The following is a 26064-nucleotide window of genomic DNA, read 5'->3' as shown; positions in this document are numbered from 1 at the left end:
GTCATCGGATCATGACGGAAGACGTAGCGGACGCGAAGCTGCTGGAGCAGACGCTCTTTGAGGTCAAGAAGGTCATCGTCGGGCAGGACCGGCTGGTCGAGCGGCTCCTGACGGCGCTGCTGGCGGGCGGGCACTGCCTGCTCGAGGGCGTGCCCGGCGTGGCCAAGACGCTGGCCGCCGAGACCCTCGCCGTGGCCGTCGGCGGGGAGTTCCGGCGCATCCAGTTCACGCCCGACCTGGTGCCGTCGGACATTCTCGGCACCCGGATCTACCGGGCGTCGCAGGAGGCGTTCGACGTCGAGCTCGGGCCGGTGATGGCCAACATCGTGCTCGCCGACGAGATCAACCGGGCGCCGGCGAAGGTGCAGTCGGCGCTGCTGGAGGTGATGGCCGAGGGGCACGTCTCGATCGGCGGGCGTACTCACCCCGTACCCCAGCCGTTTCTGGTCCTGGCCACCCAGAACCCGATCGAGAGCGAAGGGGTCTACCAGCTGCCGGAGGCGCAGCGCGACCGGTTCCTGATGCGGGTCGTGGTGGGCTATCCGAGCGAGCAGGAAGAGCTCGGCATCCTCTACCGGATGAGCGGCGAGCGGCCCAGCGCGGAGCCGGTGCTCGACACCACGACGCTGAAAGCGTTGCAGGACAAGGCCCGCAAGGTCTTCGTGCATCATGCGCTTTCCGAGTACGTCGTCAGGCTGGTCATGGCGACACGAGATCCGGCCCGGTTCGGGCTGCCGGACGTGGCCGAGCTCCTGGCCTACGGAGCCAGCCCGCGCGCCACCCTCGGCCTGGTCGCGGCCGGGCGGGCGCTGGCGCTGCTGCGGGGCCGCGACTACGTGCTGCCGGCCGACCTTCAGGAGATCGCCGAGGACGTGCTCGCGCACCGGCTCGTGCTCAGCTTCGACGCGGTCGCCGACGGCGTCGAGCCGGAGGACCTGGTCCGGAAGATCGTGGCCGCGGTGCCGTTGCCGTTGATCGCGCCCACTCAGCAGCGGGAAGCCGCGTGATGAACGCGGACGAGCGACGGCTGCGGCGACTCGAGCTGGTGGTCACGCGCCGCCTCGACGGGCTGCTGCACGGCTCGTACCTCGGCCTGCTGCCCGGTCTCGGCAGCGAGCCGGCCGGAAGCCGCGAGTACCGCCCGGCCGAGGACGAGGTCCGCCGGATGGACTGGGCGGTGACCGCGCGCACGAGCGTGCCGCACGTGCGGACCGTGGACGCGGACCGGGAGCTGGCCACCTGGGTGCTGGTCGACGCGAGCGCCAGCATGGACTTCGGCACGGCCGAGCTGGAGAAGCGGGAGCTGGCCGTGGCCGCGGTCGCGGCCGTCGGCTTCCTCACCCTCGGCAACGGCAACCGGCTCGGCGCCTTCGTGATGACACCAGGGGACACACGTCGTTTTCCGGCCCGGCCCGGTCGCCTCCCGCTGATGGGCATCCTGCGGGCCTTGTCGGAGTCGCCCCGGGCAGCGGGCGCCGCGTCCCTGGCCGAGGGCATGCGAAAGATGCCCACGAAAAGCGGCCTCGTCGTCATCGTCTCCGACTTCCTGGACGGGCTCGACGAGGACGGACTCGGCCCGAAGCCGCCCGAGTGGGAGCAATCGCTGCGCCGCCTGGCCGCGCGTCATCAGGTGCTTGCCATCCAGGTCGGCGATCCGCGCGAGCAGGAACTGCCCGACGTCGGCATCCTCACCCTCGTCGATCCGGAGACCGGCCGCCGGCGCGAGGTGCCGACGGCAAGCCGTCGATTGCGGGAGAGGTACGCGGCGGCAGCCACCCACCAGCAGGCCACCATCGCGGCCGCCATCAGAAGGGCCGGCGCCGCGCACCTGCCGCTGCGCACCGACCGCGACTGGATCGCCGACATCGTCCGGCACGTGCACGCGCGCAGGCGCCTGAGCCGTGCCGTCAACAAGAAGCGAGGACTTTCATGACCTGGCTCTCCCCGGAGCGGCTCTGGTTGCTGCTCGGCGTCGCGGCGTTGGCCGGGACGTACGTGTGGGCCCAGCGCCGCCGCAGCCGCTACGCCGTCCGATTCACCAACCTGCGCCTGCTCGATCGCGTCGCCCCCAAACGCCCCGGCTGGCGCCGCCACGTGCCGGCCAGCCTGTTCCTGGCCATGCTGGCCCTGCTGGTGGCCGGCTTCGCCCAGCCCCAGGCCGAGGTCGAGGTGCCGCGGGAGCGGGCGACCGTGCTCGTCGCCGTCGACGTCTCCCGCTCGATGCTGGCCGGCGACGTGGCCCCCGATCGGCTCTCCGCGGCCAAGGCCGCCGCCCACGAGTTCGTCGGCGACCTGCCCGAGCAGTTCAATGTGGGCCTGGTCGGCTTTGCCGGCACCGCCTCCGTCTTCGTGCCCCCGGTGACCGACCGCGCGGAGCTGGCCCGCGGGATCGACCGGCTCTCCGACGGCTCGACCGGCCGGGCCGGCACGGCGATCGGCGACGCCATCGCGGCCGCGCTCGACCAGATCCGCACGCTCGACGCCCAGGCTGGGGAGGACACCCCACCGGCCCGCGTGGTCGTGCTGTCGGACGGCGCCAACACCTCCGGGCAGGAGCCCACCGAGGCGGCCCGGGCCGCCACCGAGCTCGGCGTCCCGGTCGACACCATCTCGTTCGGCACGCCCGAGGGCCGGATCGAGGGCAGTCAGCCGGTGCCGGTCGACGGCGAGACGCTGCGCTCGATCGCCGACGCCACCAGCGGGCAGTACTTCGAGGCTTCCAGTTCGCAGGAGCTGCGCGACGCGTACGCCGACATCGGCAGTTCCGTCGGCCACGAGACCGAGGTCCGCGACATCTCGGCGAGATTCATCGGCGTCGGTCTGGTCCTGGCGCTCGCGGCCGCAATGTTCTCCCTGCTGTGGTTCAGCAAACTCCCATGAATCCGACGCACAGTCGGGTGATGCGCCTTCTGGTTGTTGAGGACGAGGAAGATCTGGCGGAAGGCCTGCGGGTGGGACTGGCCCGCACCGGATACGCGGTGGACGTGGCGGGCGACGTGGCCCAGGCGTACGACCGGCTGACCGTCAACGAGTACGACTTGATGCTGCTGGACGTCAACCTGCCCGACGGCGACGGCTTCGACCTGTGCCGCTCGTTGCGCACCGGCGAGACCCCGACCCCCGGCCAGGGTGACCTGCGGGTGCTGATGCTGACCGCGCGCGGCGGCCTGGACGACCGGGTGCGCGGCCTCGACGAGGGCGCCGACGACTACCTGGTCAAGCCGTTCCACCTGGCCGAGCTGCTGGCCCGGGTGCGGGCGCTGCTGCGCCGCGACACCGGCGGCGGCTCGGCCCGGCTCACCGTGGGCGACCTGGTGCTCGACACCGCCCGGCACCGGGTCACCCACGGCGGCGAGCCGCTCGCGCTGACGCCGAAGGAGTTCGGCGTCCTGGAATATCTGATGACCCGCCCCGGGCACGTGGTGTCCAGCGAGGAGCTGCTGGAGCACGTGTGGGACGCCAACGCCGACCCGTTCACCCAGACCGTGCGGGTCACCGTGGGCACGCTGCGCCGCAAGCTGGGCGAGGGCTGGATCGACACGGTGGTCGGCCGCGGCTACCGGCTGCGCGAGGCGGCGCCGTGAGATCGCTGCGGGTGCGGCTGACCGTCATCTACTCGACGGTGCTGTTCGCGCTGGCCGGGCTCACCCTGGGCGGCATCTACATCGCTGTCGCGCAGACCACCGAGCCGCAGCCGATCACCGAGCGCACGGCCCGGCTCTACGAGGACCGGCAATATCGCGGTGAGGTCACGTTCGCCGAGGTCGGCGAGATCGAGGCGGCGGTCAACTACAACACCATGACGAACCTGCGGCGTTATTCGCTGTACGCGCTGGGCGGGCTCTTCGTGGCCAGCCTGGGCGTCGGCTGGGTGCTGTCGGGCCGGGCGCTGCGGCCGGTCGGCGCGATCACCCGGACCGCGCGCGAGATCCAGGCGACCGACCTGTCCCGGCGGATCCGGCTCGACGGCCCCCGCGACGAGCTGCGCGACCTGGCCGACACGCTCGACTCCATGCTGGACCGGCTCGACCACGCGTTCCAGGCGCAGCGGCAGCTCATCGACGACGCCTCGCACGAGCTGCGCAGCCCGCTGGCCATCATCCGGACCAACCTGGACGCGTCGCTGACCGCGCCGGACGCGACGCCGGAGGAGCGCGGCCGGGCCGTGGCGGTGGTCGACCGGGCCACCACCCGCATGTCCCGGCTGGTCGAAGACCTGCTGGCCACCGCCCGGCGCGAGGCCGACACGATGACCGACGTCGACATGGATCTGAGCGTGGTGGCCCGCGAGGCGGGGGAGGAGTCGCTGGCCCGTGAGCGGGGGCTGCGGCTGGCTTATGCCACCGAGCCCGGGCTGCGGCTGATCGGTGACGCCGACGCCCTGCGGCGCGCGGCGGGCAACCTTCTCTCCAACGCCGTACGGCTGGCGCCGCCCGCTTCCACGATCACCGTGGCCACCGGCCGTACGAAATCGTGGTTGTGGCTGGCCGTGGCCGACGAGGGGCCGGGCATCGCGGCCGACGACCTGCCCCGGGTCTTCGACCGGTTCTGGAAGGGGCCGCAGAAGGGCACGGAGCGCCGCACCGGCCTGGGCCTGGCCATCGTCCGGCAGATCGTCGAGTCGCACGGGGGCCGGGTCGCCGCCCACTCGGAGCCGGGGCGGGGAAGCACCTTCGTGCTGTGGCTGCCCGCCGCCGACCGCACCGACGAGGAACCGCCGCCACCCGGCTGTCCGTGGCCTTGATCAACCGGCGGGGTTAAGGTTCGTCCGGGGACGGGCACGCGCCGAGGGGGCACGGTTGTCAGCTGAGGACATTGGCGACGCCGAGACGGTTCGAGACGTCTTCGAGCGGATGCCCATCGCGATGCTCGCCCTGGAGGGCCCCGACCACAAGATCGTCGCCGTCAACGCGCTCGCCCGTAAGCTCAGCGGCCGGGCCCACCAGGTCGGCGGCACGATCGCCGAGGTCTTTCCGGCGGCGCTGACCCAGCAGGTCCTCGACATCTACGACCGGGCGTACCGCACCGGCGCCGTGCAGAACGCGCGCGAGTGGCGGCTCCAGGTCGAACACGACGACGGCAGCCGGTCCGAGAGCTATTTCGACATCGTGGTCACGCCGCACCGCGACGCGGCGGGCGCGGTCTCCGGCCTGTCGCAGTATTCGGTCGAGGTGACCGGCCGGGTCCGCGAACGCGAGGCCGAGCGGCGGCGGGCCGAGCGGGCCGAGCAGCGCTACGCCCGGGCCCGTGACGTCGTCGTGGCGATGCAGCTGGAGCTGCTGCCGGGCGGCATGCCGGTGCTGCCCCGCGCCCGTGCCGCCGCCGGCTATCTGCCGGCCGACGCCGACACCGCGGCCGGCGGCGACTGGTTCGACGCGCTGGCCCTGGGCGACGGCCGCCTGGCGCTGGTGCTGGGCGACGTGGCCGGGCACGGCGTCGCCGCCTCGGCCACCATGGGCCAACTCCGCGCGGTCGTGCAGGACCGGCTGCTCGACGACGGCGACATCACGGTGGCCCTGGCCGCGGCCAACCGGCTGGCCGCGCGGCTGCCGGCGGCCCGCGGGGCCACGATCTGCGTCGCCGTCCTCGACCCGGCCGACGGCTCGCTCACCTACTGCACGGCCGGGCATCCGCCGCCGCTGCTGGTCGGCGCGGGCGGGCCGAGCCGCTATCTGCCGGCGACCGGCGCGCCACCGCTCGGCGGCGGCGACCGCTTCCCGCTCGGCGCCGACCGGCTCGCCGTGGGCGACCTGTTGTTGCTGGTCAGCGACGGCCTGATCGAGCGGCCGGGCCGGGAGTACGCGGAGAGCCTGGTCGAGCTGGCCAACGTCGCCGAGGACACGGCCCGCGACCGGGTGCTGCGCGACTCCGGTCTCACCCCGGTCCAGCGGGTCTGCGTGCAGACGATCGAGCTGCTGCTGCGCCCGACCGGGCACGCCGACGACGTCACGATGCTGGCCGTGCAACGGGTGCCACCGCCCGCCCCGCTGCGGATGTCGTTCACCGCGGCCATGCCCTCGATCGGACGGGCGCACGGCGCGGTCGGCGAGTGGCTGCACGACCTCGGCGCCGGCGACCAGGATGTCACCGCGATCCGCCACGCGGTCAGCGAGCTGGTCACGAACTGCGTTCAGCACGCCTACCGCGGCGGCGCGCCGGGCCGCGTGCGCCTGAGCGCCGACCTCGACGGCGGCGGCGAGGTCCGGGTGGAGGTGGCCGACGACGGCACCTGGCACGAGCACCCGCCCTCGGCCTCGGGCGGGCTCGGGCTGATCCTCGTCGAGCAGATGGTTCACCAGCTCCGGCTGCGCCGGGGTCACCAGGGCACGACGGCCGAGGTGCGGCACCGGATCACCACCCCGGCCCGGCTGCTGATCGCCGAGCGGGTCGGCCCGCCCGTGACCGGCGAGCCCGACCTGCTTCTGGTGCTCGACCAGCCGGCGGCGCCCGGACCGCGGGTGCGCCTGGACGGGCCGGTCACGCTGGCCACGGCCGAGTTCCTGGCCAAGGAGCTCCAGCGGCTCACCCGCAATGGCACCCGGCCGCTCACCGTCGACCTGACCGGGGTGACGCTGCTGGCCAGCGCCGGCGTGGTGGTCTTCCAGCACGCGCTGCGCCGCGACGCCGAGCAGGACGGCCGCCTGGTGCTCTACGCCCCGGCCGGCAGCCCGGCCCAGCACGTGCTGAGCCTGTCCGCGATGCCACACACGACGGCCGATCCTCACACGGAGAGCACGGAGGCGTAGCTCCGGACGACGCCCTTGCCGGCCGCCTTGGCCGCGTAGAGCGCCGTGTCGGCCTCGTGCAGCAGCGCCTCGACGTCGGCGCCGACGCTGACACCGAGGCTGCCGCGCGCGTGCAGTTCCGTGCCCCGGTAGGGGATCGGCTCGGCGATGCGGTCGAGCAGCCGCGCGCCCACGGCGGCGGCCTCGGCCTCGCCGGCGCCGGGCATGACCACCGCGAACTCGTCGCCGCCGAGCCGGGCCACCAGGTCACCGGGCCGCACCTCGGCCGCGATCCGCCGGCCCACAGCGGCCAGCAGCGCGTCGCCCGCGGCGTGCCCGAGCGTGTCGTTGACCTGCTTGAACCCGTCGAGGTCGAGCATGAGCACCGCGGTCGCGCCGCTGAGACCGGCGGTGTGCCGGTGGAACGCGGCCCGGTTGGGCAGGCCGGTGAGCGCGTCGTGGAAGGCCTGGTGGTCGAGCTCGGCCCGCAGCCGGCGCACGATCAGCAGGCTCAGGAACTGCCGCACCATGGCCAGCACGGTCGAGCCGATGAGCACGGCGATCAGCACCGCGCTCAGCGTGCGGTCGTCGTGGTACTCGATGAGGACACAGACGAGCAGGAGCGCGGTCGGTACTGACGGGACCATGCTCCAGTAGCTCGTGAAGGCGCGCCACCCGGTCGGGTCGACCGGCGCCACGGGCTGCCAACTGCCGACCGCCACGGTCAGCCCGGCGATGACGTACGCCGCCCCGAGCCCGTCCGCGTACCACGGAAGGTGCTCGGCCTGTACCCGTACACCGAGCACGCCGGCCAAGGCGAACATGCCCATGCCGGCGGCGAGCAGATGCATCGCGTCGCGGCCGTTGGTGCGCGACATGAGCATCAGGGCGAGCGCGGCGGCCAGGATCTCCGGCCGATGACGGCCGCCCAGCTCAGGCCGGCCCCGGCCGGGACCAGGACGAACTGCCAGACCGCGGCGAAGATGGCGGCGGCCGTGGTGACGACGTCGACCAGGTACATGCCGCGGGCGAGCCGGTCGGGCATCGGCGGCATGCCGAGCAGGATGGCCGGGACGCTGGCGCCGGCCGCGCCGACCGAGGCGAGGTCGGCCGCCCCGCCCAGGAGAGTGCCGGCGACGGCGACGCCGTCCGCCGCGTAGAGCACGTACGACACGGCGAGCAGGGCGCACGAGATCGAGCCGAGGAGATATCCGGCCCGTTCCCGCCCGCTGTGCCGGCGGGCCTGGCGCCGGAACCCGGCCCAGCCCACGACGCCGGCCACGGCGATCGGCAGGCAGCCGGCGACCAGCCCGGCGCCCGTCGGCAGGTGCGGCAGCAGCAACTGCACGGCCAGGCCGGCCGCGATGATCAGGAGTAGCTTCCGCACTCATGACCAGTCGGCAGATTCTTCAAGGATTCAAGTATTCAAGGACCTCCTCGGCGACGACCCGGGCCGGGCCGGCGTACGCGGTCTCGAGCTCCCGGAAGATCTTCTGTGCGCGCGGGGCCGGCCAGTCGGCGGGCAGGTGCTCGACCGGCAGCCGGGGGTCGCGCCGGATGGCGTGCAGCCACTCGGCCATCAGGCTCAGCCGGGCCGCGAGGGGGTCGGCCAGCGGGGGCGGCCCGTCCCATCGGGCCAGGAACTCGTCGTAGCGGGCGGCCAGCGCCCGCAGGTCGTACGCGTCGGAGACCATCGCCGCGATGTCGGTGAGCGCGCCGGCCCGCGCGTGGAAGACCCGGGCGTGCGCCTCCAGCCCGAGGTCGCTGACGATCTGCTGGGCGCCGACCTCACCGGGCGCGATCCACAGCCCGCCCTGAATCGGCCCGAAGCCGGACCAGGCGAGCTGGGAGCGCAGGTCGTGCCGCTGGCGCTGCCACGACTCGGGCAGCGAGAAGCTCAGCAGCGTCCACGTGCCGTCCCAATGGTCGTTCACCGCGCCGGTGCCCCAGATGCGGGTGCGCCCGTCGCGCAGCAGGGCGGTCGAGCGCTCGGTGAGACCGAAGTACATGCGGCGCCCGTCCCGCTGCCGTTGCAGCAGGTCGCGGCTGACCATGCGGGTCAGCGTGGAGCGGGCGGCGTGCGACGAGATGCCCAGGCGCTCGCAGACGTCGATCACGCTGCCGGAGAAGACGCGGACGTCGCGGTCGAGCACGAAGTCACCGAACAGCATGAGCAGCAAGGTCTGAGGCCTCGCCTCGGTCAGCGGCATGGGCTAGATGTTAGGCAGATTGTTGACGGCAGTGGAAGATGCGCCTAACTTCGGGAGTCATCGAAGCTTGCTAATGGTCCGTTACGGGAGGCAACCCGTGCGCAGATCCGTTCCGCTCCTCGCCTTCGCCCTAGTCCTCGCCGCCTGCTCGTCCTCCGGCGGCGGCGGGGACTCCGACGACACCATCAAGGTCGGCCAGATCGTCTCGCTGACCGGCAACTACTCGCCGCTCGGCACCGAGAACCAGAAGTCCGTCGCCCTCGCCGTCGAGCAGATCAACGCGGCCGGCGGCATCGACGGGCGCAAGATCGCGTTGACCGTCAAAGACGACAAGAGCCTGCCCGACCAGGCCGTCCTCGCCTTCAACGAGCTCAAGGGCGACTCCGACGCCGTCATCGGATCACCTTTCTCCAACTCCGCCCTGGCCACGGTTCCGCTGGTCGACCGCGAGGAGATCCCGTACCTCTCCCTCACCCCGGCCGACGAACAGGTCAAACCCGTTCATCCGTACGTCTTCGTGGTCCCGGCCCTGTCCGGGACGTACGCCGAAGCCGCCCTTCAGTACTTCCAGGCGCAGAAGCTGACGAAGGTCGCGGTCGCCTACGACACCAAGAGCAGCTACGCCGTCGCCGGATTCAAAGGCCTCGAGGCCAAAGCCGGGCAGTACGGCGTCACGCTGAACCCGGTCGAGCAGTTCCAGACCACGGCGACCGAGTTCGGTGCGGTCTTCACCCACGTACGCTCGTCCGACGCCCAGGCCCTGATGGTGTGGGCCACGGGCGCGCCCGCGGTCGCGCTGACCAAGCAGTATGCGGCGAGCGGCCTGAAGATCCCGCTGGTGCTGACCGGCGCCCAGGCCAGCAAGCTCTTCCTCGAGCCGGCCGGCGCGGCCGCCGAGGGCGCGGTCGTGGCCAGTTCGATCGGCGTGGTCGGCGACACCCTGCCCGCCGGCGAGCAGAAGACGGCCATCGAGGAGCTTTCCAAGCCGTTCGAGGCCAAGTACGGCTATCCGCCGCCCCAGTTCGCGCAGGACGGCTACAGCGGAGTGAAGCTGCTCGCGGCGGCCCTGAAAGCGGCCGGCGGCACCGACAAGAAGAAGGTCCGCGACGCCCTCGAGGGTCTGACGCTGACGACGCCGAACGGCACGTACAAATACTCGGCCACCGACCACAGCGGCCTGACCACCGACTACATCGCCATCACGACGGTGACGAAGGGCGCGTTCGTGCCGACCGACTATTCGGCGCAGAAACTGGGCGGGCGCTGATGGCGGGCGCCGCGCTCGCGGTGACCGGTGCGTCGCGGGCCTTCGGGGGCGTCTATGCCGTACGCGACGTCGACCTGCACGTGGCGCCGGGGGAGCTGCGCGCGGTGATCGGGCCGAACGGCGCCGGCAAGTCGACGCTGTTCGCCCTGATCGGCGGGCAGCTCGCCCCCGACGCGGGAAGCGTGGAGCTCGACGGCGTCCGCATCGACCGGCTCGCGGCGCACCGCCGCTCCCGCCTCGGGGTGGCGGTGGTGTTCCAGGCGGCCCGGATCTTCCACGGCCTGACCGCCCTGGAGAACGTGATGGTCGGCGCCCACAGCGCCACCCGGGCCGGCTTCGTGGCCGGGGCGCTGCGGCTGCCGGCGCACCACCGCGCGGAGCGGGAGATCCAGGCCCGGGCCCTGGAGTGCCTTGCCCTGACCGGCCTGGCCGACTGGGCCTGTCGGCCGGCCGAGGACCTGCCGCTGGGCCAGCAGCGGGCGTTGCAGCTGGCCCGTGCCCTGTGCGGCGAGCCGCGCCTGCTGCTGCTCGACGAGCCGGCCTCGGGTCTGCGGGCGGGGGAGCGCGAGCACCTGGCCGAGCTGCTGGCTTCCTTGCGCCGCTCGGGTCTGACGATGCTGCTGGTCGAACACGACGTCGCCTTCGTCATGCGCCTGGCCGACCAGATCACCGTCCTCGACCTGGGCCGCGTCATCGCCGCCGGCCCACCGGCCGAGGTCCGCGCCAACCCCGAGGTCATCGCCGCCTACCTGGGAGCAAGCGCATGACCCGGCCCGCCTCCGCCTTCCCGGGCCGCTCGGAGGTGTGCGCATGACCCTCGTGGACGTCTCCTCCCTCACGGTGCGCTATTCGGGCGCGACTGCCCTAGATGGCGTTTCCCTCTCGCTGGACAAGTCGGAAATGGTCGCTCTGATCGGTGCCAACGGGGCCGGGAAGTCGACGCTGGTCAAAGCGCTCTCCGGGCTAGTCAAAGCCGACGCCGGGCGGGTGACCGTCGACGGGCGGCTCGCGCAGGTGCCGGAAGGGCGGGAGGTCTTCGCCGACCTCAGCGTCGACGACAACCTGCGGCTGGGTGGGTGGCGCAACGGGCGGCGCGGGCGCGACACCTCGGCCATCTACGACCTGCTGCCCGCGCTCGGGCCGCTGCGGCGCCGGGACGCGGGCACGCTCTCGGGCGGCCAGCAGCAGATGGTGGCGATCGGGCGGGCGCTGATGGCCCGGCCCGACGTGCTGGTGATCGACGAGCTCAGCCTCGGCCTGGCCCCGCTGGTCGTCCAGTCGCTCGTGGACCACCTGCGGACGCTGCACCGCGAGCGGGGCCTGGCCCTGCTGCTGATCGAGCAGAACGCGCGGCTGGCCCTGTCGCTGTGCTCCCGCGCGTACGTCATGGAAGCCGGACGGATCGTCCTGGTCGGTGACGCCGCCGTTCTGGCCTCCGACGAGCGGGTGACCGCGGCCTATCTGGGCGGCCACTATGAGTGACTTCCTCGGTTACGTGCTGACCGGCCTCGGCATCGGCGCCGGCTTCGCACTCGTCGGCAGCGGCCTGGTCGCCATCTACCGGGTCACCGGCGTGGTCAACTTCGCGCAGGGCGCCTTCGCCGTCATCGCCGCCATGCTGACCTCGTCCCTGCTGACGGCCGGCCTGCCGCACGTCCTGTCGGAGTCGCTGGCGGTGGTCGTGGCCGCCGTGGTCGGCGTCCTCGTCGGCGTGGTCGCCATCGGCAAGCCCGGCACCGACCCCGGCACGTCACTCATCGTCACCCTGGGCCTCGGCGTCTTCGCGTACGCGGTCGAGATCGTCCTCTGGGGTGACCAGCCCCGCTCGTTCCCCGGCCTCTCCGGTGTCGCCACCATCGGCGGCGCCCGCATCCAGGCCCACTACCTGCTGATCATCGCCGTGACCGTTCCCGTCTTCGCCGCCCTGGCTTTGTTCTTCACCCGCACCGACCTCGGCAAGGCCCTGTCGGCCTGCGCCTCCAACAAATACGCGGCCCGGGTGGTCGGCATCGACGTCCGCCGGATGGGCCTGCTGGCCTTCGCTCTCGGCGGCGCCCTGGGCGGCCTGGCCGGTGTGCTCACCACCCCCGTGCAGCAGGTCACCTTCGACAGCGACGTCACCCTGATCGTCAACGGCTTCGCCGCCGCCGTCCTGGGCGGCCTCACCCGCCCCGCGGTGGCGCTCGCCGGCGGTCTCCTGCTCGGCGTCACCCAGACCTTGATCGCCGGTTACGGCGGCGGCGCCTACCAGCTGGAGGTGGCCCTGCTCCTCATGCTCACCGTGATGATCGTCCAAGCCGCCCGCACCGGCCCGGTCCGCGAGGCGGCCCGATGAAATACCTCCTGCTGGCCGTCGTCGTGGTCACGCTCGCGTTGCCGCCGCTGCTGCCCGAGAAGCAACTCGCGGTCTACATCCTGCTCGGGCTCGCCGCGACGGTCACCGCCGGCGTCTCGCTTCTCATGGGGTACGCCGGGCAGGTCTCCCTGGGCCAGGCGGCGTTCTACGCGATCGGCGCCTACGCGGCCGGCCTCCTGTCCGTGCACGGCGTCCCTTCCCTGATCGGCCTGCTGCTGGCCCCGGTGATCGCGGCGGTCGCCGCCGTCCTGCTCGGCGCCCCGCTGCTGCGCCTGCGCGGGCATCACCTGGCCTTCGCCACGCTGGCCGTCCAGCTGATCCTGCTGTCCCTGCTGGGCCAGGGCACGTGGGCGGGCGGCGCCATCGGGCTGCAGGGCATCCCGCGTCTGTCCGGATTGAAAGACGACATCGGTTACGCGTACGTCGTCTGGGCCGTTCTCGCCATAGTCCTGCTCATCTCCCGCAACGTGGTCGCCTCGCGAGCCGGCCGGGCCTTGAGAGCCGCCGCGACGAGCGAGACCGCGGCCGCGGCCAGCGGCGTCCCGGTCGGCGGCTACCGCCTCGCGGTCTTCGCCCTGTCCGCCGCCTTCGCCGGTCTGGCCGGCGGCGTCTACGCCTTCTACCTGGGCTATCTGGCCCCCGGCTCGTTCCCGGTCCTGCTGTCGATCGAGTTCGTGGTCATGGCCGTGGTCGGCGGGCTGGGCACCATCGCCGGCCCGGTGGTGGGCGCCGCGGTGATCGTCCTGCTGGTCCAGTTCCTGAACGAGCTGGGCACCCAGCCCGGCATGCCGAGCTACGCGCCGAGCGTCCTCTCGTACGCCGTCTACGCCCTGCTCCTGATCGTCGCGGTCCGCTACATGCCCAAGGGAATCGTCCCCACGGCCCGGCGGCTGGCCTCGCGGTCTTCGAGAGCCGCAGCCTCTCCGTCCGCTGAACTCCTGGAGGAACGCGCATGAGAATCCGCCGCGTCACCGCTGTGATCGCCGGGCTCACGATGGTCGTGGCCGGGCTGTCCGCGCCGGCTCGGGCCTCGGCGGCCGGGACGGTCACTCACGTCGAAGGGGTGCTGGGGTCCGGAGCGGCCTATGTGTTCGACGTTCCGGAGACTTGGAACGGGACGCTTCTTCTCTACAGCCATGGCTACACACCGAAAGGCGCGCCCAATCCGGCGCAGAACGCGCCCAGCGCTGGGGCGCGGGAGACGCTCCTCGGGCAAGGCTATGCGCTGATCGGATCGTCCTATGCGGACACCGGGTGGGTGCTGGAGCAGGCGCTGCCGGACCAGATCGCGACGCTGAACGTGTTCGGGGCCCGGTTCGGCAAGGCGCGGCGGACGCTCGCCTGGGGAACCTCGATGGGCGGAATGATCACCACGGGGCTGCTGGAGCGGTACTCGGGGCGGTTCGTGGGTGGGCTGGCCATGTGCGGGCTCGAGCAAGGGGGCGTGGCCAACTGGAACAACACGCTCGACCCGCTCTTCGCGCTGCGGACCCTGTTGCTCCCGGGCAGCGACCTGCCCCTCGTACGGCTGGGGAATCAAGCCAATGCTTTTGCTTCTGCCGGGGTCTTGAACTCGGCTCTGGCGCAAGCGCAGACGACTGCGGTGGGGCGCGCGCGGACCGCCTTGGCGGCGGCATTGCACAACATCCCGGCCTGGACGGATCCGGCGTTGCCGGAGCCGGCGCCGAGGGATTACGAGACGGCGCAACGCAACCAGGCCAAGGCGCTGGGAACGACGATCTACGTGGGGCTGTCGTGGCGGGAGGAGGCGGAGAGCCGCGCCGGCGGCAACATGTCGTGGAACACGGGCGTGGACTACCGGCGGATGCTGGCCCGCTCGTCGCTGCGCGAGGAAGTCACCGCTCTCTATCGTGCCGCCGGGGTGTCGCTCGACGACGACCTTCGCGCGCTGGCCCGGGCGCCCCGGATCACCGCGGATCCCCGGGCGGTGGCCTACATCGCGCGGAACCTGTCCTTCACGGGGAGGCTCAGGGATCCGCTGATGACCATTCACACCACCGGGGACGCGCTGGTGCCGGTGCAGGTGCAGCGGGCCTACCGGGAAGCCGTGCGGTCGCCGGAGCTGTTGCGGCAGGCGTTCGTGCACCGGGCGGGACACTGCACGTTCACCGACGGGGAGATGCTGGCGGCGCTGCGGGCGCTGGAACGGCGGGTGGGCAGCGGGCATTGGTCGGGGACCTCGCCGGAAGCTCTGAACGCGGTCGCCGGGTCCACCGCCTACGTGCGGTACTGGCCGGCGCCCTACCCACGGCCGTTCACGGTGGGTGCGCGATGAACCTGAGCGGGAAGGTCGCGATCGTCACCGGCAGCGGGCGAGGGCTGGGCCTGGCGTACGCCAAGGCGCTGGCCCAGGCGGGGGCGGCGGTGGTGGTCAACGACGTCGAGGAGAAGGCGGTCGCCGCGGCGGTCGGCGAGATCACCGCGGCCGGTGGCCGGGCCGCGGGAGTGGCGGCGGCGGTGGGCCCGGCCGCGACCGCCGATCTGCTGGTGGCCACGGCCGTGCGGGAGTTCGGCCGGCTCGACGTGCTGGTCACCAACGCCGGCATCCTGCGCGACCGGGTGCTGTGGAAGATGAGCGACGACGAGTTCGACGCCGTCATCGGCGTCCATCTGAAGGGAACTTTCACCTGTGCGCGGGCGGCGGCCGTCCAGATGCGGGAGCAGGGTGAGGGTGGGCGGCTGATCCTCGTGTCGTCGCCGGCCGGGCAGCGGGGCAACTTCGGGCAGACCAACTACGCGGCGGCCAAGGCGGGGATCGCGGCCATGGCGCGGACGTGGGCGCTGGAACTGGCTCGGGCGAACGTCACGGTCAACGCGGTCGTCCCGGTGGCGGTGACCGAGATGACGAGGACGATCCCGGCCTTCGCGCCGCTGCTGGACCAGGACGGGCCGCTGCCGGCCTGGATGCGGCGGGACGAGGGGATGGGCACGGTCGAGGACGTGGCGGGGCTCGTCGTCTTCCTCGCCTCGGACGCGTCGAGCGCCATCACCGGGCAGGCGATCGGGATCGGCGGCGACCGGCTCGCCGTGTGGGCACACCCGAAGGAGAAGACTGTCGCGTTCGCCGACGGCGGGTGGAAGGCCGAGGCGATAGCCGACGAGCTGGCGGGGGCCGAGTGGGAGACGTACGGCATTCCGCCGCCCCGAGCGCCGCGAGAGTGAGACGGCAGTCGCAGCCGGGCCGGGCGAGAATTCGTGGAGACGAAAGGGGCGCCAAACATGATCAGCGTCAACGGCATCGACGAGCTCAAGACCCTCGCCGGGAGGGACCTCGGGCACAGCGCGTGGCTCGAGGTCACCCAGGACAGGGTGAACCAGTTCGCCGAGGCCACCGGCGACCACCAGTGGATCCACGTCGACGTGGAGAAGGCGAAGCAGGGGCCCTTCGGGGCGCCGATCGCGCACGGCTATCTCACCCTGTCGCTCGTCATCCCGTTCTTCTCCGAGCTGCTCCAGGTCAGCGGCGTGTCGATGGGCATCAACTACGGCCTCGACAAGGTGCGATTCCCGTCGCCGGTGAAGGTGGGGTCGAAGATCCGCCTGGCGGCCACGGTCGCCGAGGTCACCCCGGTCGGTGGCGGGGGAGCGCAGCTGAAACTCGACTTCACCGTGGAGATCGACGGCGGCGACAAGCCGGCGTGCGTCGCCCGGCCGATCTACCGCTACTACCCCTGATGCCATGAACAGGGGACTCGGCTCGTGGCCGGCGCGGCGCGCCGCCATCTCGCCCGATCGGGTCGCGCTGGTCTTCGGAGACGATTCCTGGTCGTACGCCGAACTGCGTGACCGGATCACCCGGCTGGCCCACCGATTGCGCGGCATCGGGGTCGGCCGGGGCGACCGCGTCGCCTACCTCGGGCCGAACCATCCGGCACTCGTCGAGACGTTGTTCGCCACCCACCTGCTGGGCGCGGTCTTCGTCCCGCTGAACTTCCGGCTGACGGCCGCCGAGGTCCGCTATCAGCTCGACCACTCCGGCGCGCGGGTCCTCATCCGCGCGCCGGAGTGCGCTGTCGTCCAGGCACCCACGACCATCGCCCTCACCGACCTGTCCGGGATCGACGGGCCGCCCCTCGACATCGACGTGGAATTGGACGACCCGGCGTTCATCCTCTACACCTCGGGCACGACCGGCCGCCCGAAAGGCGCGGTGCTCACCCACGGAAACGTCATCTGGAACACGTACAACCTGCTCGTCGGCGTCGACGTGGCCGGCGACGAGGTGACCCTGATCGGCGCGCCGCTGTTCCACGTGGCCGCCCTGAACCAATGCCTGCTGCCGACCATCCTGAAGGGTGGCCGCTGCGTCATCATGCCCTCCTGGAACCCCGAGCAGGCCCTCGACCTGATCGAGTCCCGCCGCGTGACCTGGATGTTCGGCGTTGCGGCCATGTTCGCCGCCCTCACGCAGTCCCCGCGCTGGCCGCACACCGACCTGTCGTCCCTGCGCTGCGTGATGAGCGGCGGCGCCGCCGTCCCGCCGGCCCTGATCCGCGCCTATCAGGAGCGTGGCCTGACGTTCTGCCAGGGCTACGGCATGACCGAGACGGCGCCCGGCGCCACCTTCCTGGAGGCCCGCGAAAGCCTCGACCACGTCGGCTCGGCCGGGGTCCCGGTCTTCTTCACGGAGGTACGCGTCGACGGCAATCCCGGCGAGGTCCTCGTCCGCGGCCCGAACGTGACACCCGGCTACTGGAACGATCCCGCCGCCACGGCCGACGCCTTCACCGACGGTTGGCTTCGCACCGGCGACATGGCTTCCGTCGACGCCGCGGGCCACTTTCACATTCTCGACCGCTTGAAAGACATGTACATCTCCGGCGGCGAGAACGTCTACCCGGCCGAGGTGGAGGCCGCCCTGTTCACCCATCCGGCCGTGGCCGAGGCCGCCGTCATCGGCATCCCCGACGAGAAGTGGGGCGAGGTGGGGCGAGCCTTCATCGTTTCCGCCGCCGGCTCGCCACCCACCGCCGGCCAGTTGCGCGATCACCTCGTCGAGCGCCTGGCCAAATACAAGATCCCGGCCCAGTTCACCTTTGTCGACGACCTGCCCCGCACCGGCTCCAACAAGGTCCGCAAGGCCGACCTCCGGAAATTGCGTTGAAGGCGCGACCGGCGGTTCTCTAGCATCGACATCACCACCGAGATGCGGGGAAAGGAGAACCGAGATGTCGATTTCCCTGCTGAGTGGCCGAAGACGGTGGCGCAACTGACGCCGCCGCCCGCTTCTCAACGGGCGGCTTTTTCTTTCCCCGACAAACCCAGGCCCGGGTAGCCCAACGGCAGAGGCACGCCGCCCAGGACGGCGCCAGTGCGCGTTCGAATCGCGCTCCGGGTACGCAGTGAAAATGGAGAGCTGGCCGAGTCCGGTTTAAGGCAGCGGAGTGCTAATCCGCAGCAGGGATGAATGTCTCTGCCGAGGGTTCGAATCCCTCGCTCTCCTCCATGTCGCCGTAGCTCAGAAGGTCAGAGCGCGGACCTGATAAGTCCGAGGCCGGTGGTTCGACCCCACCCGGCGACACGCAGGGTCATGATGGCGTCTCCTCGCGGGAGAGTTCTGCCGGGCGCAGGGAGCGCAATATCGGGTCCGGCTCGGCGCCGGCCGGCGCCAGCCGGAGCTTCGCGTCGACGGCGACGACATCGTCGGGTCCGGCGAGTACGGGGTTGAGGTCCAGCTCGGCGACCTCGGGGAAGTCCTCGGCCAGCCGGCCGAGGCGCAGCAGCAGGTCCTCGAGCGCGATGGTGTTGACCGGCGCCGACCCGCGGTAGCCGGTGAGCAGCGGCGCGGCGCGCAGGCCGCGCCACATCCGGCCGGCGTCGAGGTCGGTCATCGGCACCAGGCGAAGCGCGCGGTCACCGAGCAGGTCGGTGTGCACCCCGCCGAGGCCGAGCAGCACGACGGAGCCGAACAGCGGATCGTGGGCGACGCCGGCGACCAGTTCCACCGGCGCGGTGATCTGGCGCTGCACCAGCACCCCGCTGCCGGGACGCCCGGCAGCGGACACGGCGTCGTACGCCCGGCGAACCTGGTCCGGGCCGGTGAGGCCGAGCCGGACGCCGCCGGTGTCGGTCTTGTGCACGAGGGACGGGTCGGCGGACTTCAGCACGACGGGATATCCGAGGCGGTTGGCGGCCGTCAGAGCGGCGACGCCGGAGATCGCCGTCATCGCGGGGAGCACGGCTATGCCGTAGGCGCCGAGGATCTCCACGGTGCGTTCGTAGGTCTGCCAGCCGCCGCCTTCGGCCAGGGCCCGGCGTACCGCCGAGCGCGCGCGACCGGCGTCGATGCCGGTGAGGACCGGACGGCGGCCGAGCGGTTGGCGGCGCCACTCGGCATACGCGGCGGCGTGCCCGAAGGCGCGGACGGCCCGCTCCGGCGACTCGTAGACGGGCGCGCCGCGCCCGCCGAGCCGCGTCGTCCTCACGTCGCCGCCGATCAGCACCGCGGCCAGGGGCAGATTCGGGTGGTCGTCCGCGACCCGTCCGACGGCGGCGGCTGTCGCGGCGGAATCGTTGGCCCGCGTACCGATGACGATGACCAGGAGCATGTCGGTTTCGCCGCTGCCCGCGACGGCCGCGGTCGCGGCCGCGAACGCGGAGGGCGATGCGCCGGCGCCGAGATCGAGCGGATTGCCGGACGTCGTGAGGGGCGGCACGGTCAGGCCGGCGCCCTCCGCGGTGTCGGCTGCGAGGACGTTGAGGCCGCCGGCGTTGCTGACGACGCCGAGCCGGTGCCCGGCGGGCAGCGGCTGATCGGTGAGCATCCGCGCGGCGTCGATGAGGTCACCGAGGCAGTCCGGACGGACGACGCCGGCCTGCGCGAACAGGGTGTCGACGGTGGCGGCGGGCGCGGCGGCTGCGGCGGTGTGCGAGGCGCCGGCCCTCCGCCCGGCATCCGAGCGTCCGCTCTTGAGGGCGAGCACGGGCTTGCGGCGGCCGAGGGCCCGCACGGTGCGGGCGAACTTGCGGGGGTTGCCGAACGATTCGAGGTAGAGCGCGACGGCTCGGGTGGCCGGGTCGTCGTACCAGTAGGCGATGAGGTCGTTGCCGCTGACGTCGGCCTTGTTACCCAGCGATACGAAGGTGGAGACGCCCAGGTCCTGCTCGAGCAGGGCGATGCCGACCGCGCCGGACTGGGCGGCGATCGCAAGGCCACCCGTCGCCGGCTCGTGCGGGGCGAAGCAGGCGTCGAGGCTGACGGAGGCATCGGTGTTGACGACGCCGAGGCAGTTGGGCCCGATCAACCGAATGCCGTGGCGGCGGGCGAGCCGGAGCAGATCGTGCTGGCGCCGGCGTCCCTCATCGCCGTCCTCGGAGAACCCGGCACTGAGCACGATCGCGCCCCGGACGCCCACGTGTGCACCGTCGGCGAGCACGTCGGCAACCTGGTCGGCGGGCACGGCGACGACCAGCAGGTCGATCGGGCCGGGCAGGTCCAGCACCGAGCGGCAGGCGGGAACTCCCGCCACTGTGGCGCCGCTGCGGTTGACGGCGTGCAGACGGCCGGTGAAGCCGTACTCGCGTATCGCTCGCAGTGTTTCGTGGCCGACGCCGCCGGGCCGGTGACCCGCCCCCACGACGGCGACCGACGTAGGTGACAGCACCGCGCGCAGGGAGGCGCGTTCCGCGGCTCGGTCGCGTGCGTCGACGGCCGGTCCGATCGTGTCGTCGCGCATCGCGACACCTACGTCCACGATCCCGGCGTCGAAGCGGGACCACCCGTCCGGGCTGAGATCGCGGGCGACGCGAAGCATCGCGGCGTTGCCCGGAAGCACTTCGCCGATGAGCTCCTCGATGCCGTGGCGGCGAGCCCGGGCGGCGAGGTGCTCCAGCAACAAGGTGCCGATGCCGCGACCGCGGTGGGCGTCGGCCACGAAGACGGCGAACTCGGCGCGCCGGCCGGTGTGGTCCGGGCTTCCGCACGACGCCACCCCGACCGGCGTCTCGCCCTCGGACGCCACCATCGCCACGTGGCTGTCCGATTCCGGCGCGCACAGCCGGTCGACCTCGGCATCGAGACTGGCCGCACTGGGCGCGGCGAAGAATCGCAGCCGCAGGCTTTCCGGACTCGCCTCGTGGTAGAGCCGGGAGAGTGCGGCGCGGTCGGCCGGCCGTACGGGCCGGATCGCGACGATCGCGCCGTCGGAGGTGAGGGCGTCCAAGGCCATGGTGGCCTCCTCAGGCCGGTTGCGGCCGGGTGATGAGGACCGGGCAGGCCGCGTGGTACAGCAGCTGCAGCGTTGTCGAGCCGAGGAACGCGCCGGCCAGCAGGCCGTGGCCGCGGTTACCGACGACGACCAGACGGGCGTGGCGGGACTCGCGTTCCAGAGCGAAGGCGGCGCTCTCGTGGGTCACCACTGTCTTGACCGGCACGCCCGGGTACTTCGCCCGCCAGGGCGCGAGCTGCTCCTCGAGGCGTTCGGTCTCCGCGGCGTCCTGCTGCGGCGTGTCGACCGTCGGCGGCGCCACGTCGGACAGCCAGAGCGGGATCACCGGAAGGTAGGCGCGCACGATGGTCAGCGGGCAGCCCTGCCCGGCGGCCGTCGTGAAAGCGGTCTCAAGGACGAGATCGGCGGCGGGCGAATCGTCGACACCGGCCGCGATCGGCCCGCTGGGTGCGGTGGCGTGCCCACGGACAACCACGACCGGGCCGGCGGCGTGGGTGGCGACACGCTGGCTGACGGAGCCGAGCAGCAGCCCGGTGAAGCCGCCCCGGCCCCGGCTGCCGAGTACGAGCAACTCCGCGCCGCGAGACACCTCGAGCAATCGCGGGGCGGCGTGCCCGGTGAGGGTGTCGGTCTCGATGGTGATGTCCGGAGCGATCTCGCGGGCGCGGTCCCACGCCGCGGCGACGATCGCCTCGGCGATCTTACGGGCGATGATCACCAGCTCGCCCTTGAAGTCGTAGCGTGCGTCCTGCCAGTCCCAGTCGAAGGCGTGCACGATGCGTAGCGGCAGGTGACGGCGGCGGGCTTCGTGGGCCGCCCAGTCGACGGCGATGGCGCTGCAGTCGGTACCGTCGGTGGCGACGATGACGGGCCTGGTGTTCATGGCCGTACCCCTCTCGGTCTCTCTTCATCGTCGGGACTCATCGATGCTTGAGGGCAGGGCCTTAGGTCCTCCTTCCCCGGGTATGGCGACTCGGGCGCCGGCCGGCTTAGAGGCGCGATGGTGGAGATGGACGAGGGGAGGAACGATGTCCGCCGCCACATTGCCGCACGTACGGGTCCCAAGCGAGCCGGCAACGTCCGCTGTGGTCCGAGCCGCCGGCCCGGTCGTCGTTGCCGTGGACGACGACGGCAACGCCAGACGTCTGTTGCGGCGCGGCAGTGAAATGGCCGAGCGGCTCGGAGTTCCGCTGCGCGTGGTCTACATCTGGTCGGACTGCCGGCCGCCGCACTGCATGCACCACCGTCGTTGCCTCCGTGACATCGGAGAGGCCCTTCGGTTCGTCGATACGCTCGTCGGCAACCATCTCGGCGAGCCGGGTCCGGCGGTCGAACGCGACGTCGTGCATGCTGCCGACCCGGCCGGCGCGCTGGCCGATGTCAGCGCGGGCGCATCGCTGCTCGTCGTCGGAGAGACCAGCGATCATGACGCGACGGGCGGTACGGCGGCGGCGGTGCTCGTCCGCGCCACCTGCCCCGTGACCGTCGTGCCTCATCGGCCGCGTTCGATCACTCAATCTGTTTGGTGACCCGGGGCCGAAGGTCCTGTCGCGGCGGGACCGTCGGTTCTGTCCCACCCAGAAGTGCGGTCTTAGCGTCGGAGACACAAGACCAAGGCCGGCTCACGGACCGCGGCCTGAGGCGCTGGCCTCGGGCCTGTTCTTCGGTGACGCGTGCCCGCGAACGCCGGGAGAGGAAACGTCATGACTGTGGAGGCTCTCGTAGCTCAAGGGCTGCGGGCACTCGACGAGTACGCCGCCTTCGACCAGGAGCAGATCGACCGGATCGTCAAGAAGGCCTCCGTGGCGGCCCTCGACCAGCACGCCACGCTGGCCAGGCTCGCGGTCGAGGAGACCGGCCGCGGGGTGTTCGAGGACAAGGCGGTCAAGAACCTGTTCGCCTGCGAGCACGTCACGCACAGCATGGCGAAGCTGCGTACCGTCGGAGTGATCGCCGAGGACGAGATCAACGGTATCGTCGAGATCGCCGACCCGGTCGGGGTGATCGCGGGCATCACCCCGGTCACCAACCCGACCTCCACGACGATCTTCAAGGCGCTGATGGCGCTCAAGACCCGCAACCCGATCGTCTTCGCCTTTCACCCGGCGGCGCAGCGGTGCAGCGCCGAGGCGGCTCGCGTGGTGCGTGATGCCGCGATCGCGGCCGGCGCGCCCGAGCACTGCATCCAGTGGATCCAGGAACCGTCGGTCGAGACGACCACCGCCCTGATGCACCACCCCGGCGTCGCGACGATCCTCGCCACCGGCGGCAACAGCATGGTCCGCGCCGCCTACTCAGCCGGCAAGCCCGCGCTGGGCGTCGGCGCCGGCAACGTCCCGGCGTACGTCGAATCGAGCGCCGACCTGCGGCGCGCCGTGCACGACATCGTGCTGTCCAAGTCGTTCGACAACGGCATGATCTGCGCTTCCGAGCAGGCCGTCATCCTCGACGACGCCATCTACGACGACGCGCTCGCCGAGTTCGGCCGGCTGCACGCGTACGTTGCCACACCCACCGAGAAGGCCCGGCTCGAGCAGTTCATCTTCGGCGTCGCGGCCGACGGCGTCGGCTGCGACGGCGACCGGCTCAACCCCGACGTCGTCGGCCGGACCGCCGCATGGGTCGCCGAGCAGGCGGGCTTCCGCGTGCCGCCGGAGACTTCGATCATCCTGGCCGAGGTCGGCGAAGTCGGCCCGCGCGAGCCGCTGACCCGCGAGAAGCTCGCCCCGGTCCTGGCTGTCCTGCGCGCCCGCTCCCGCGAAGAGGGCCTGAGCTACGCCGCTGCGATGGTGGAGTTCCACGGTCTCGGGCACAGCGCGGTCATCCACACCGAGGACGACGAGCTGGTCAAGGAGTTCGGACGGCGGATGAAGGCCGTACGGATCATCTGGAACTCACCGGCCTCGCAGGGCGGCATCGGGGACATGTACAACGCGTTCCTGCCCTCGCTGACCCTCGGCTGCGGTAGCTACGGCGGCAACTCGGTGTCGAACAACGTCTCCGCGGTGAACCTGATCAACGTCAAGCGGATCGGCCGCCGTACCAATAACCTGCAATGGTTCAAGGTGCCCTCGAAGATCTACTTCGAGCCGCATGCGATCCGCTACCTGACCGACATGCCGGACGTGGAGCGGGTCACGGTGGTCACCGATGAGACGATGACCCGGCTCGGCTTCGTCGACCGGATCGACCGCGTGCTGCAGAGCCGGCTCAACCGGGTGACCCTGCAGATCATCGACGACGTCGAGCCGGAGCCGCGGATGACCACGGTGGACCGCGGCGCCGCGCTGATGCGCTCGTTCCGGCCGGACACCATCATCGCGCTCGGCGGTGGGTCGGCCATGGACGCGGCCAAGGTGATGTGGCTCAAGTACGAGCACCCCGAGGTCGACTTCGATGACATGCGGGAGAAGTTCTTCGACATCCGCAAGCGGGCGTTCGCGTTCCCCGCGCTCGGCTCTTTGGCGCAGCTGGTGTGCATCCCGACGACCTCGGGCACCGGCGCGGAGGTCACGCCGTTCGCGGTCATCACCGACCACGTCACCGGTAAGAAGTATCCGCTGGCCGACTACGCGTTGACGCCCACGGTCGCCATCGTCGATCCGCAGCTCGCCGCGAGCCTTCCGCGGGTGATCGCAGCGGACAGCGGCTTCGACGCGCTGACCCACGCGATCGAGGCGTACGTGTCGGTCTATGCCAGCGACTTCACCGACGGCCTGGCGCTGCACGCCATCCGGCTGATCTTCGCCAACCTCGAGCAGTCCGTCGTGGCCGGCGATCCGCGGGCGCGCGAGCACATGCACAACGCCGGAACGATCGCCGGCATGGCCTTCGGCAGCGCGTTCCTCGGCATCGTGCACGCCATGTCGCACACGCTCGGCGCCACCTTCCACATCGCACACGGGCGCACCAACGCGGTGCTTCTGCCGCACGTGATCCGCTACAACGGGTCCATGCCGTCGAAGTTGTCCGGGTGGCCGAAGTACGAGAGCTACCGGGCGCCCGAGCGCTTCGCCGAGATCGCCCGGATGCTCGGCCTGCCCGCTGCCACGGCGCAAGAGGGAGTGGCATCGCTTGCTGCGGCGGTCGAGACGCTGAGAGACGCGGTCGGCATCGAGCCCTCCTTCGCCAAGCTGGGCGTCGACGAGAGCGAGTTCCTCGCCGCCCTGCCCAGGCAGGCTCTCAACGCGTACGAGGACCAGTGCGCGCCGGCCAACCCGAGGATGCCGATGCTGGACGACATGCAGCTGCTGATGCGCGACGCGTACTACGGCTGACCGGCCGGCAGAAGCGATCCGGAGCCGAGCGGCGGCGGTCAGTCCTCGATCTGGATCACGTCGGTGGGCGGGCGACGTGGCGTGGGAGGCACTGTGCCCGGCGCCTCGACATAGCCGAGCCGCACGATCAGGTAGGGCTCGCCCACCCCGGACAGCAGCCGGCTCAGCAGACGGCGTGGCCACGCCACCTCGACCGCCTCGCTGATCGGCGCGGTCGCCAGCCCTTCGGCGGTGGCCCGCAGGAGCAGGGCCGACATGGCCTCGCCGCCGCGCAGCAGATCGACCGGCTTGTCCGTGGTCCCAAAGATGATCACGTACGCGGCGCCCTCGTCGTGGTCGGCGCCGGGAAGCATGCCGGGGGAGCCGTCCGGGAGGAAGTTGCGGACGGGTACCCGGCGCAGGCCGGGCTGCACGGCTGTGGTGGCGGGCACCCCGTCGTCGGCCCAGGCGGGGCGATGCGTCCACTTGGTCAGCTCGCTGTGATGCGCGGGGTCGAAGTAGTTGGCGTCGGCGGCCTCGTCGACCGCGATGGCGAGCTCCGGCACCCGGTCATCCGGCACCACGTGCAGATAGGCGCCCTGAGCCTCGACGAGCCGGCGCAGGCGGTCCAGGGTCTCCTGAGTTACCGGCCGGTCGCCGAACGCGCGGCGATCGGTGCGCCGCCGAGGAATGACGGCGACGAGCTCCTCGGCCTGGGTGTCGGCGGCGGTGCGACCCACGACCCGGACGCGGGCCAGCAGGTCCGGGCGCTGGTCGTCGGGAAGGCGCTGCACCTCGGCGCGCCACCCGGCAGCGGCGAGGGACACCCGCGCGTGATGCAGGGCGCCGCCGCAGCTGATCAGCAACAGACGGCCCTCGGCATCGGTGACTCCGAGCCGGCGGGCCGGATCGGAGGACAACTCCAGCGTGTCGCCGGTGAGGCGCCATTTCCACGGCTGGGTGTTGAACACCGATGGTGCTCGCAGCGATTCTCGGGCCGCCACCTCGAGAGCGGTGCGCGCCTCGGCGCGGGTCACGTCTTTCTCGGGCCTGGTCATGGC

Annotated in this window: 23 protein-coding genes and 3 tRNA genes; 20 read left to right on the top strand and 6 right to left on the bottom strand. The window is 71.8% G+C overall.

All coding sequences use genetic code 11. The features are described 5' to 3' along the window. Nucleotides 1–11 precede the first annotated feature (11 nt). The 6 genes from CRP55_RS34430 to CRP55_RS34405 are packed head-to-tail and all read left to right on the top strand — an operon-like array spanning nucleotide 12 to nucleotide 6746. A complete protein-coding gene (locus tag CRP55_RS34430; protein WP_097325753.1) occupies nucleotides 12–1007 on the top strand; it encodes an AAA family ATPase in 996 nt (331 codons plus the stop codon). Further along, nucleotides 1007–1933, top strand: coding sequence for a DUF58 domain-containing protein (locus CRP55_RS34425; RefSeq protein ID WP_097325751.1), 927 nt, complete (start codon nucleotides 1007–1009; stop codon nucleotides 1931–1933). Before CRP55_RS34430 ends, CRP55_RS34425 begins: the two co-directional genes overlap by 1 nt. Beyond that, complete coding sequence (locus CRP55_RS34420) at nucleotides 1930–2880, top strand: VWA domain-containing protein (RefSeq protein WP_097325750.1); 951 nt, start codon at nucleotides 1930–1932, stop codon at nucleotides 2878–2880. Before CRP55_RS34425 ends, CRP55_RS34420 begins: the two co-directional genes overlap by 4 nt. Before the next feature lie 20 nt (nucleotides 2881–2900). Further along, a complete protein-coding gene (locus CRP55_RS34415) occupies nucleotides 2901–3584 on the top strand; it encodes a response regulator transcription factor (protein WP_097325748.1) in 684 nt (227 codons plus the stop codon). After that, a complete protein-coding gene (locus CRP55_RS34410) occupies nucleotides 3581–4744 on the top strand; it encodes a sensor histidine kinase (protein ID WP_097325746.1) in 1164 nt (387 codons plus the stop codon). The genes CRP55_RS34415 and CRP55_RS34410 overlap by 4 nt, the downstream gene beginning before the upstream one ends. Before the next feature lie 55 nt (nucleotides 4745–4799). Continuing rightward, a complete protein-coding gene (locus CRP55_RS34405) occupies nucleotides 4800–6746 on the top strand; it encodes a SpoIIE family protein phosphatase (RefSeq protein ID WP_245923560.1) in 1947 nt (648 codons plus the stop codon). On the opposite strand, the gene CRP55_RS53420 is transcribed toward CRP55_RS34405, so the two are convergent. Genes CRP55_RS53420 through CRP55_RS34395 form a run of 3 tightly spaced genes read right to left on the bottom strand, consistent with a single transcriptional unit; the run spans nucleotide 6722 to nucleotide 8935 of the window. Then, nucleotides 6722–7603 carry a GGDEF domain-containing protein gene (locus CRP55_RS53420; protein WP_179855452.1) on the bottom strand — a complete coding sequence of 294 codons (882 nt, stop codon included), beginning with the start codon at nucleotides 7601–7603 and terminating at the stop codon, nucleotides 6722–6724. The genes CRP55_RS34405 and CRP55_RS53420 overlap by 25 nt on opposite strands. Before the next feature lie 5 nt (nucleotides 7604–7608). Further along, nucleotides 7609–8112: a hypothetical protein gene (locus CRP55_RS53415; RefSeq protein ID WP_179855451.1), complete on the bottom strand. Its 504-nt coding sequence runs from the start codon at nucleotides 8110–8112 to the stop codon at nucleotides 7609–7611. 22 nt (nucleotides 8113–8134) lie between these two features. Further along, nucleotides 8135–8935: a PaaX family transcriptional regulator gene (locus tag CRP55_RS34395; RefSeq protein ID WP_097325740.1), complete on the bottom strand. Its 801-nt coding sequence runs from the start codon at nucleotides 8933–8935 to the stop codon at nucleotides 8135–8137. Between the two features lie 97 nt (nucleotides 8936–9032). Between CRP55_RS34395 and CRP55_RS34390 the strand changes: the two genes are divergently transcribed. From CRP55_RS34390 to CRP55_RS34335, 12 genes are all read left to right on the top strand, one after another. Beyond that, nucleotides 9033–10202, top strand: coding sequence for an ABC transporter substrate-binding protein (locus tag CRP55_RS34390; protein WP_097325738.1), 1170 nt, complete (start codon nucleotides 9033–9035; stop codon nucleotides 10200–10202). Next, a complete protein-coding gene (locus CRP55_RS34385) occupies nucleotides 10202–10969 on the top strand; it encodes an ABC transporter ATP-binding protein (protein ID WP_097325736.1) in 768 nt (255 codons plus the stop codon). The genes CRP55_RS34390 and CRP55_RS34385 overlap by 1 nt, the downstream gene beginning before the upstream one ends. Before the next feature lie 43 nt (nucleotides 10970–11012). Then, a complete protein-coding gene (locus CRP55_RS34380) occupies nucleotides 11013–11684 on the top strand; it encodes an ABC transporter ATP-binding protein (RefSeq protein WP_097325734.1) in 672 nt (223 codons plus the stop codon). After that, a complete protein-coding gene (locus CRP55_RS34375; RefSeq protein ID WP_097325733.1) occupies nucleotides 11677–12537 on the top strand; it encodes a branched-chain amino acid ABC transporter permease in 861 nt (286 codons plus the stop codon). Before CRP55_RS34380 ends, CRP55_RS34375 begins: the two co-directional genes overlap by 8 nt. Further along, on the top strand, nucleotides 12534–13514 hold the full coding sequence (locus tag CRP55_RS34370) for a branched-chain amino acid ABC transporter permease (RefSeq protein ID WP_097325731.1): 981 nt from the start codon (nucleotides 12534–12536) through the stop codon (nucleotides 13512–13514). The genes CRP55_RS34375 and CRP55_RS34370 overlap by 4 nt, the downstream gene beginning before the upstream one ends. Beyond that, on the top strand, nucleotides 13511–14854 hold the full coding sequence (locus CRP55_RS34365) for a hypothetical protein (RefSeq protein ID WP_097325729.1): 1344 nt from the start codon (nucleotides 13511–13513) through the stop codon (nucleotides 14852–14854). Before CRP55_RS34370 ends, CRP55_RS34365 begins: the two co-directional genes overlap by 4 nt. Beyond that, nucleotides 14851–15741, top strand: coding sequence for an SDR family oxidoreductase (locus CRP55_RS34360; RefSeq protein ID WP_097325728.1), 891 nt, complete (start codon nucleotides 14851–14853; stop codon nucleotides 15739–15741). Before CRP55_RS34365 ends, CRP55_RS34360 begins: the two co-directional genes overlap by 4 nt. A gap of 57 nt (nucleotides 15742–15798) precedes the next feature. Then, a complete protein-coding gene (locus CRP55_RS34355; RefSeq protein ID WP_097325726.1) occupies nucleotides 15799–16254 on the top strand; it encodes a MaoC family dehydratase in 456 nt (151 codons plus the stop codon). Nucleotides 16255–16258: 4 nt separating this feature from the next. Beyond that, nucleotides 16259–17683: an acyl-CoA synthetase gene (locus tag CRP55_RS34350; protein WP_097325724.1), complete on the top strand. Its 1425-nt coding sequence runs from the start codon at nucleotides 16259–16261 to the stop codon at nucleotides 17681–17683. Between the two features lie 161 nt (nucleotides 17684–17844). After that, a tRNA-Leu gene (locus tag CRP55_RS34345) sits at nucleotides 17845–17917 on the top strand. Nucleotides 17918–17929: 12 nt separating this feature from the next. Next, nucleotides 17930–18025, top strand: a tRNA-Ser gene (locus CRP55_RS34340). A gap of 1 nt (nucleotide 18026) precedes the next feature. After that, nucleotides 18027–18100, top strand: a tRNA-Ile gene (locus tag CRP55_RS34335). Between the two features lie 7 nt (nucleotides 18101–18107). Here CRP55_RS34335 and CRP55_RS34330 read toward each other — a convergent pair. Together CRP55_RS34330 and CRP55_RS34325 are read right to left on the bottom strand one after the other, a co-directional pair. Beyond that, complete coding sequence (locus tag CRP55_RS34330) at nucleotides 18108–20747, bottom strand: bifunctional acetate--CoA ligase family protein/GNAT family N-acetyltransferase (protein WP_097325722.1); 2640 nt, start codon at nucleotides 20745–20747, stop codon at nucleotides 18108–18110. Between the two features lie 10 nt (nucleotides 20748–20757). Continuing rightward, the gene (locus CRP55_RS34325) at nucleotides 20758–21630 is read right to left on the bottom strand and encodes a universal stress protein (RefSeq protein ID WP_097325720.1); all 873 of its coding nucleotides are present in this window, start codon (nucleotides 21628–21630) and stop codon (nucleotides 20758–20760) included. Between CRP55_RS34325 and CRP55_RS56100 the strand changes: the two genes are divergently transcribed. Together CRP55_RS56100 and adhE are read left to right on the top strand one after the other, a co-directional pair. After that, entirely contained in the window at nucleotides 21578–22276 is a 699-nt protein-coding gene (locus CRP55_RS56100; RefSeq protein ID WP_097325801.1) for a universal stress protein, read from the top strand. The two genes, CRP55_RS34325 and CRP55_RS56100, sit on opposite strands and share 53 nt — an antisense overlap. Before the next feature lie 144 nt (nucleotides 22277–22420). Next, nucleotides 22421–25024, top strand: a complete 2604-nt coding sequence (gene adhE / locus CRP55_RS34315) for a bifunctional acetaldehyde-CoA/alcohol dehydrogenase (RefSeq protein ID WP_342751601.1) — start codon at nucleotides 22421–22423, stop codon at nucleotides 25022–25024. A gap of 38 nt (nucleotides 25025–25062) precedes the next feature. Here the strand turns inward: adhE and CRP55_RS34310 are convergent, their stop codons facing one another. After that, on the bottom strand, nucleotides 25063–26061 hold the full coding sequence (locus CRP55_RS34310) for an Acg family FMN-binding oxidoreductase (protein WP_097325717.1): 999 nt from the start codon (nucleotides 26059–26061) through the stop codon (nucleotides 25063–25065). Nucleotides 26062–26064 lie beyond the last annotated feature (3 nt).

The organism is Paractinoplanes atraurantiacus (genome assembly GCF_900215205.1).
GTDB lineage: Bacteria > Actinomycetota > Actinomycetes > Mycobacteriales > Micromonosporaceae > Actinoplanes > Actinoplanes atraurantiacus.
This window is presented reverse-complemented; position numbering and strand designations above follow the sequence as displayed.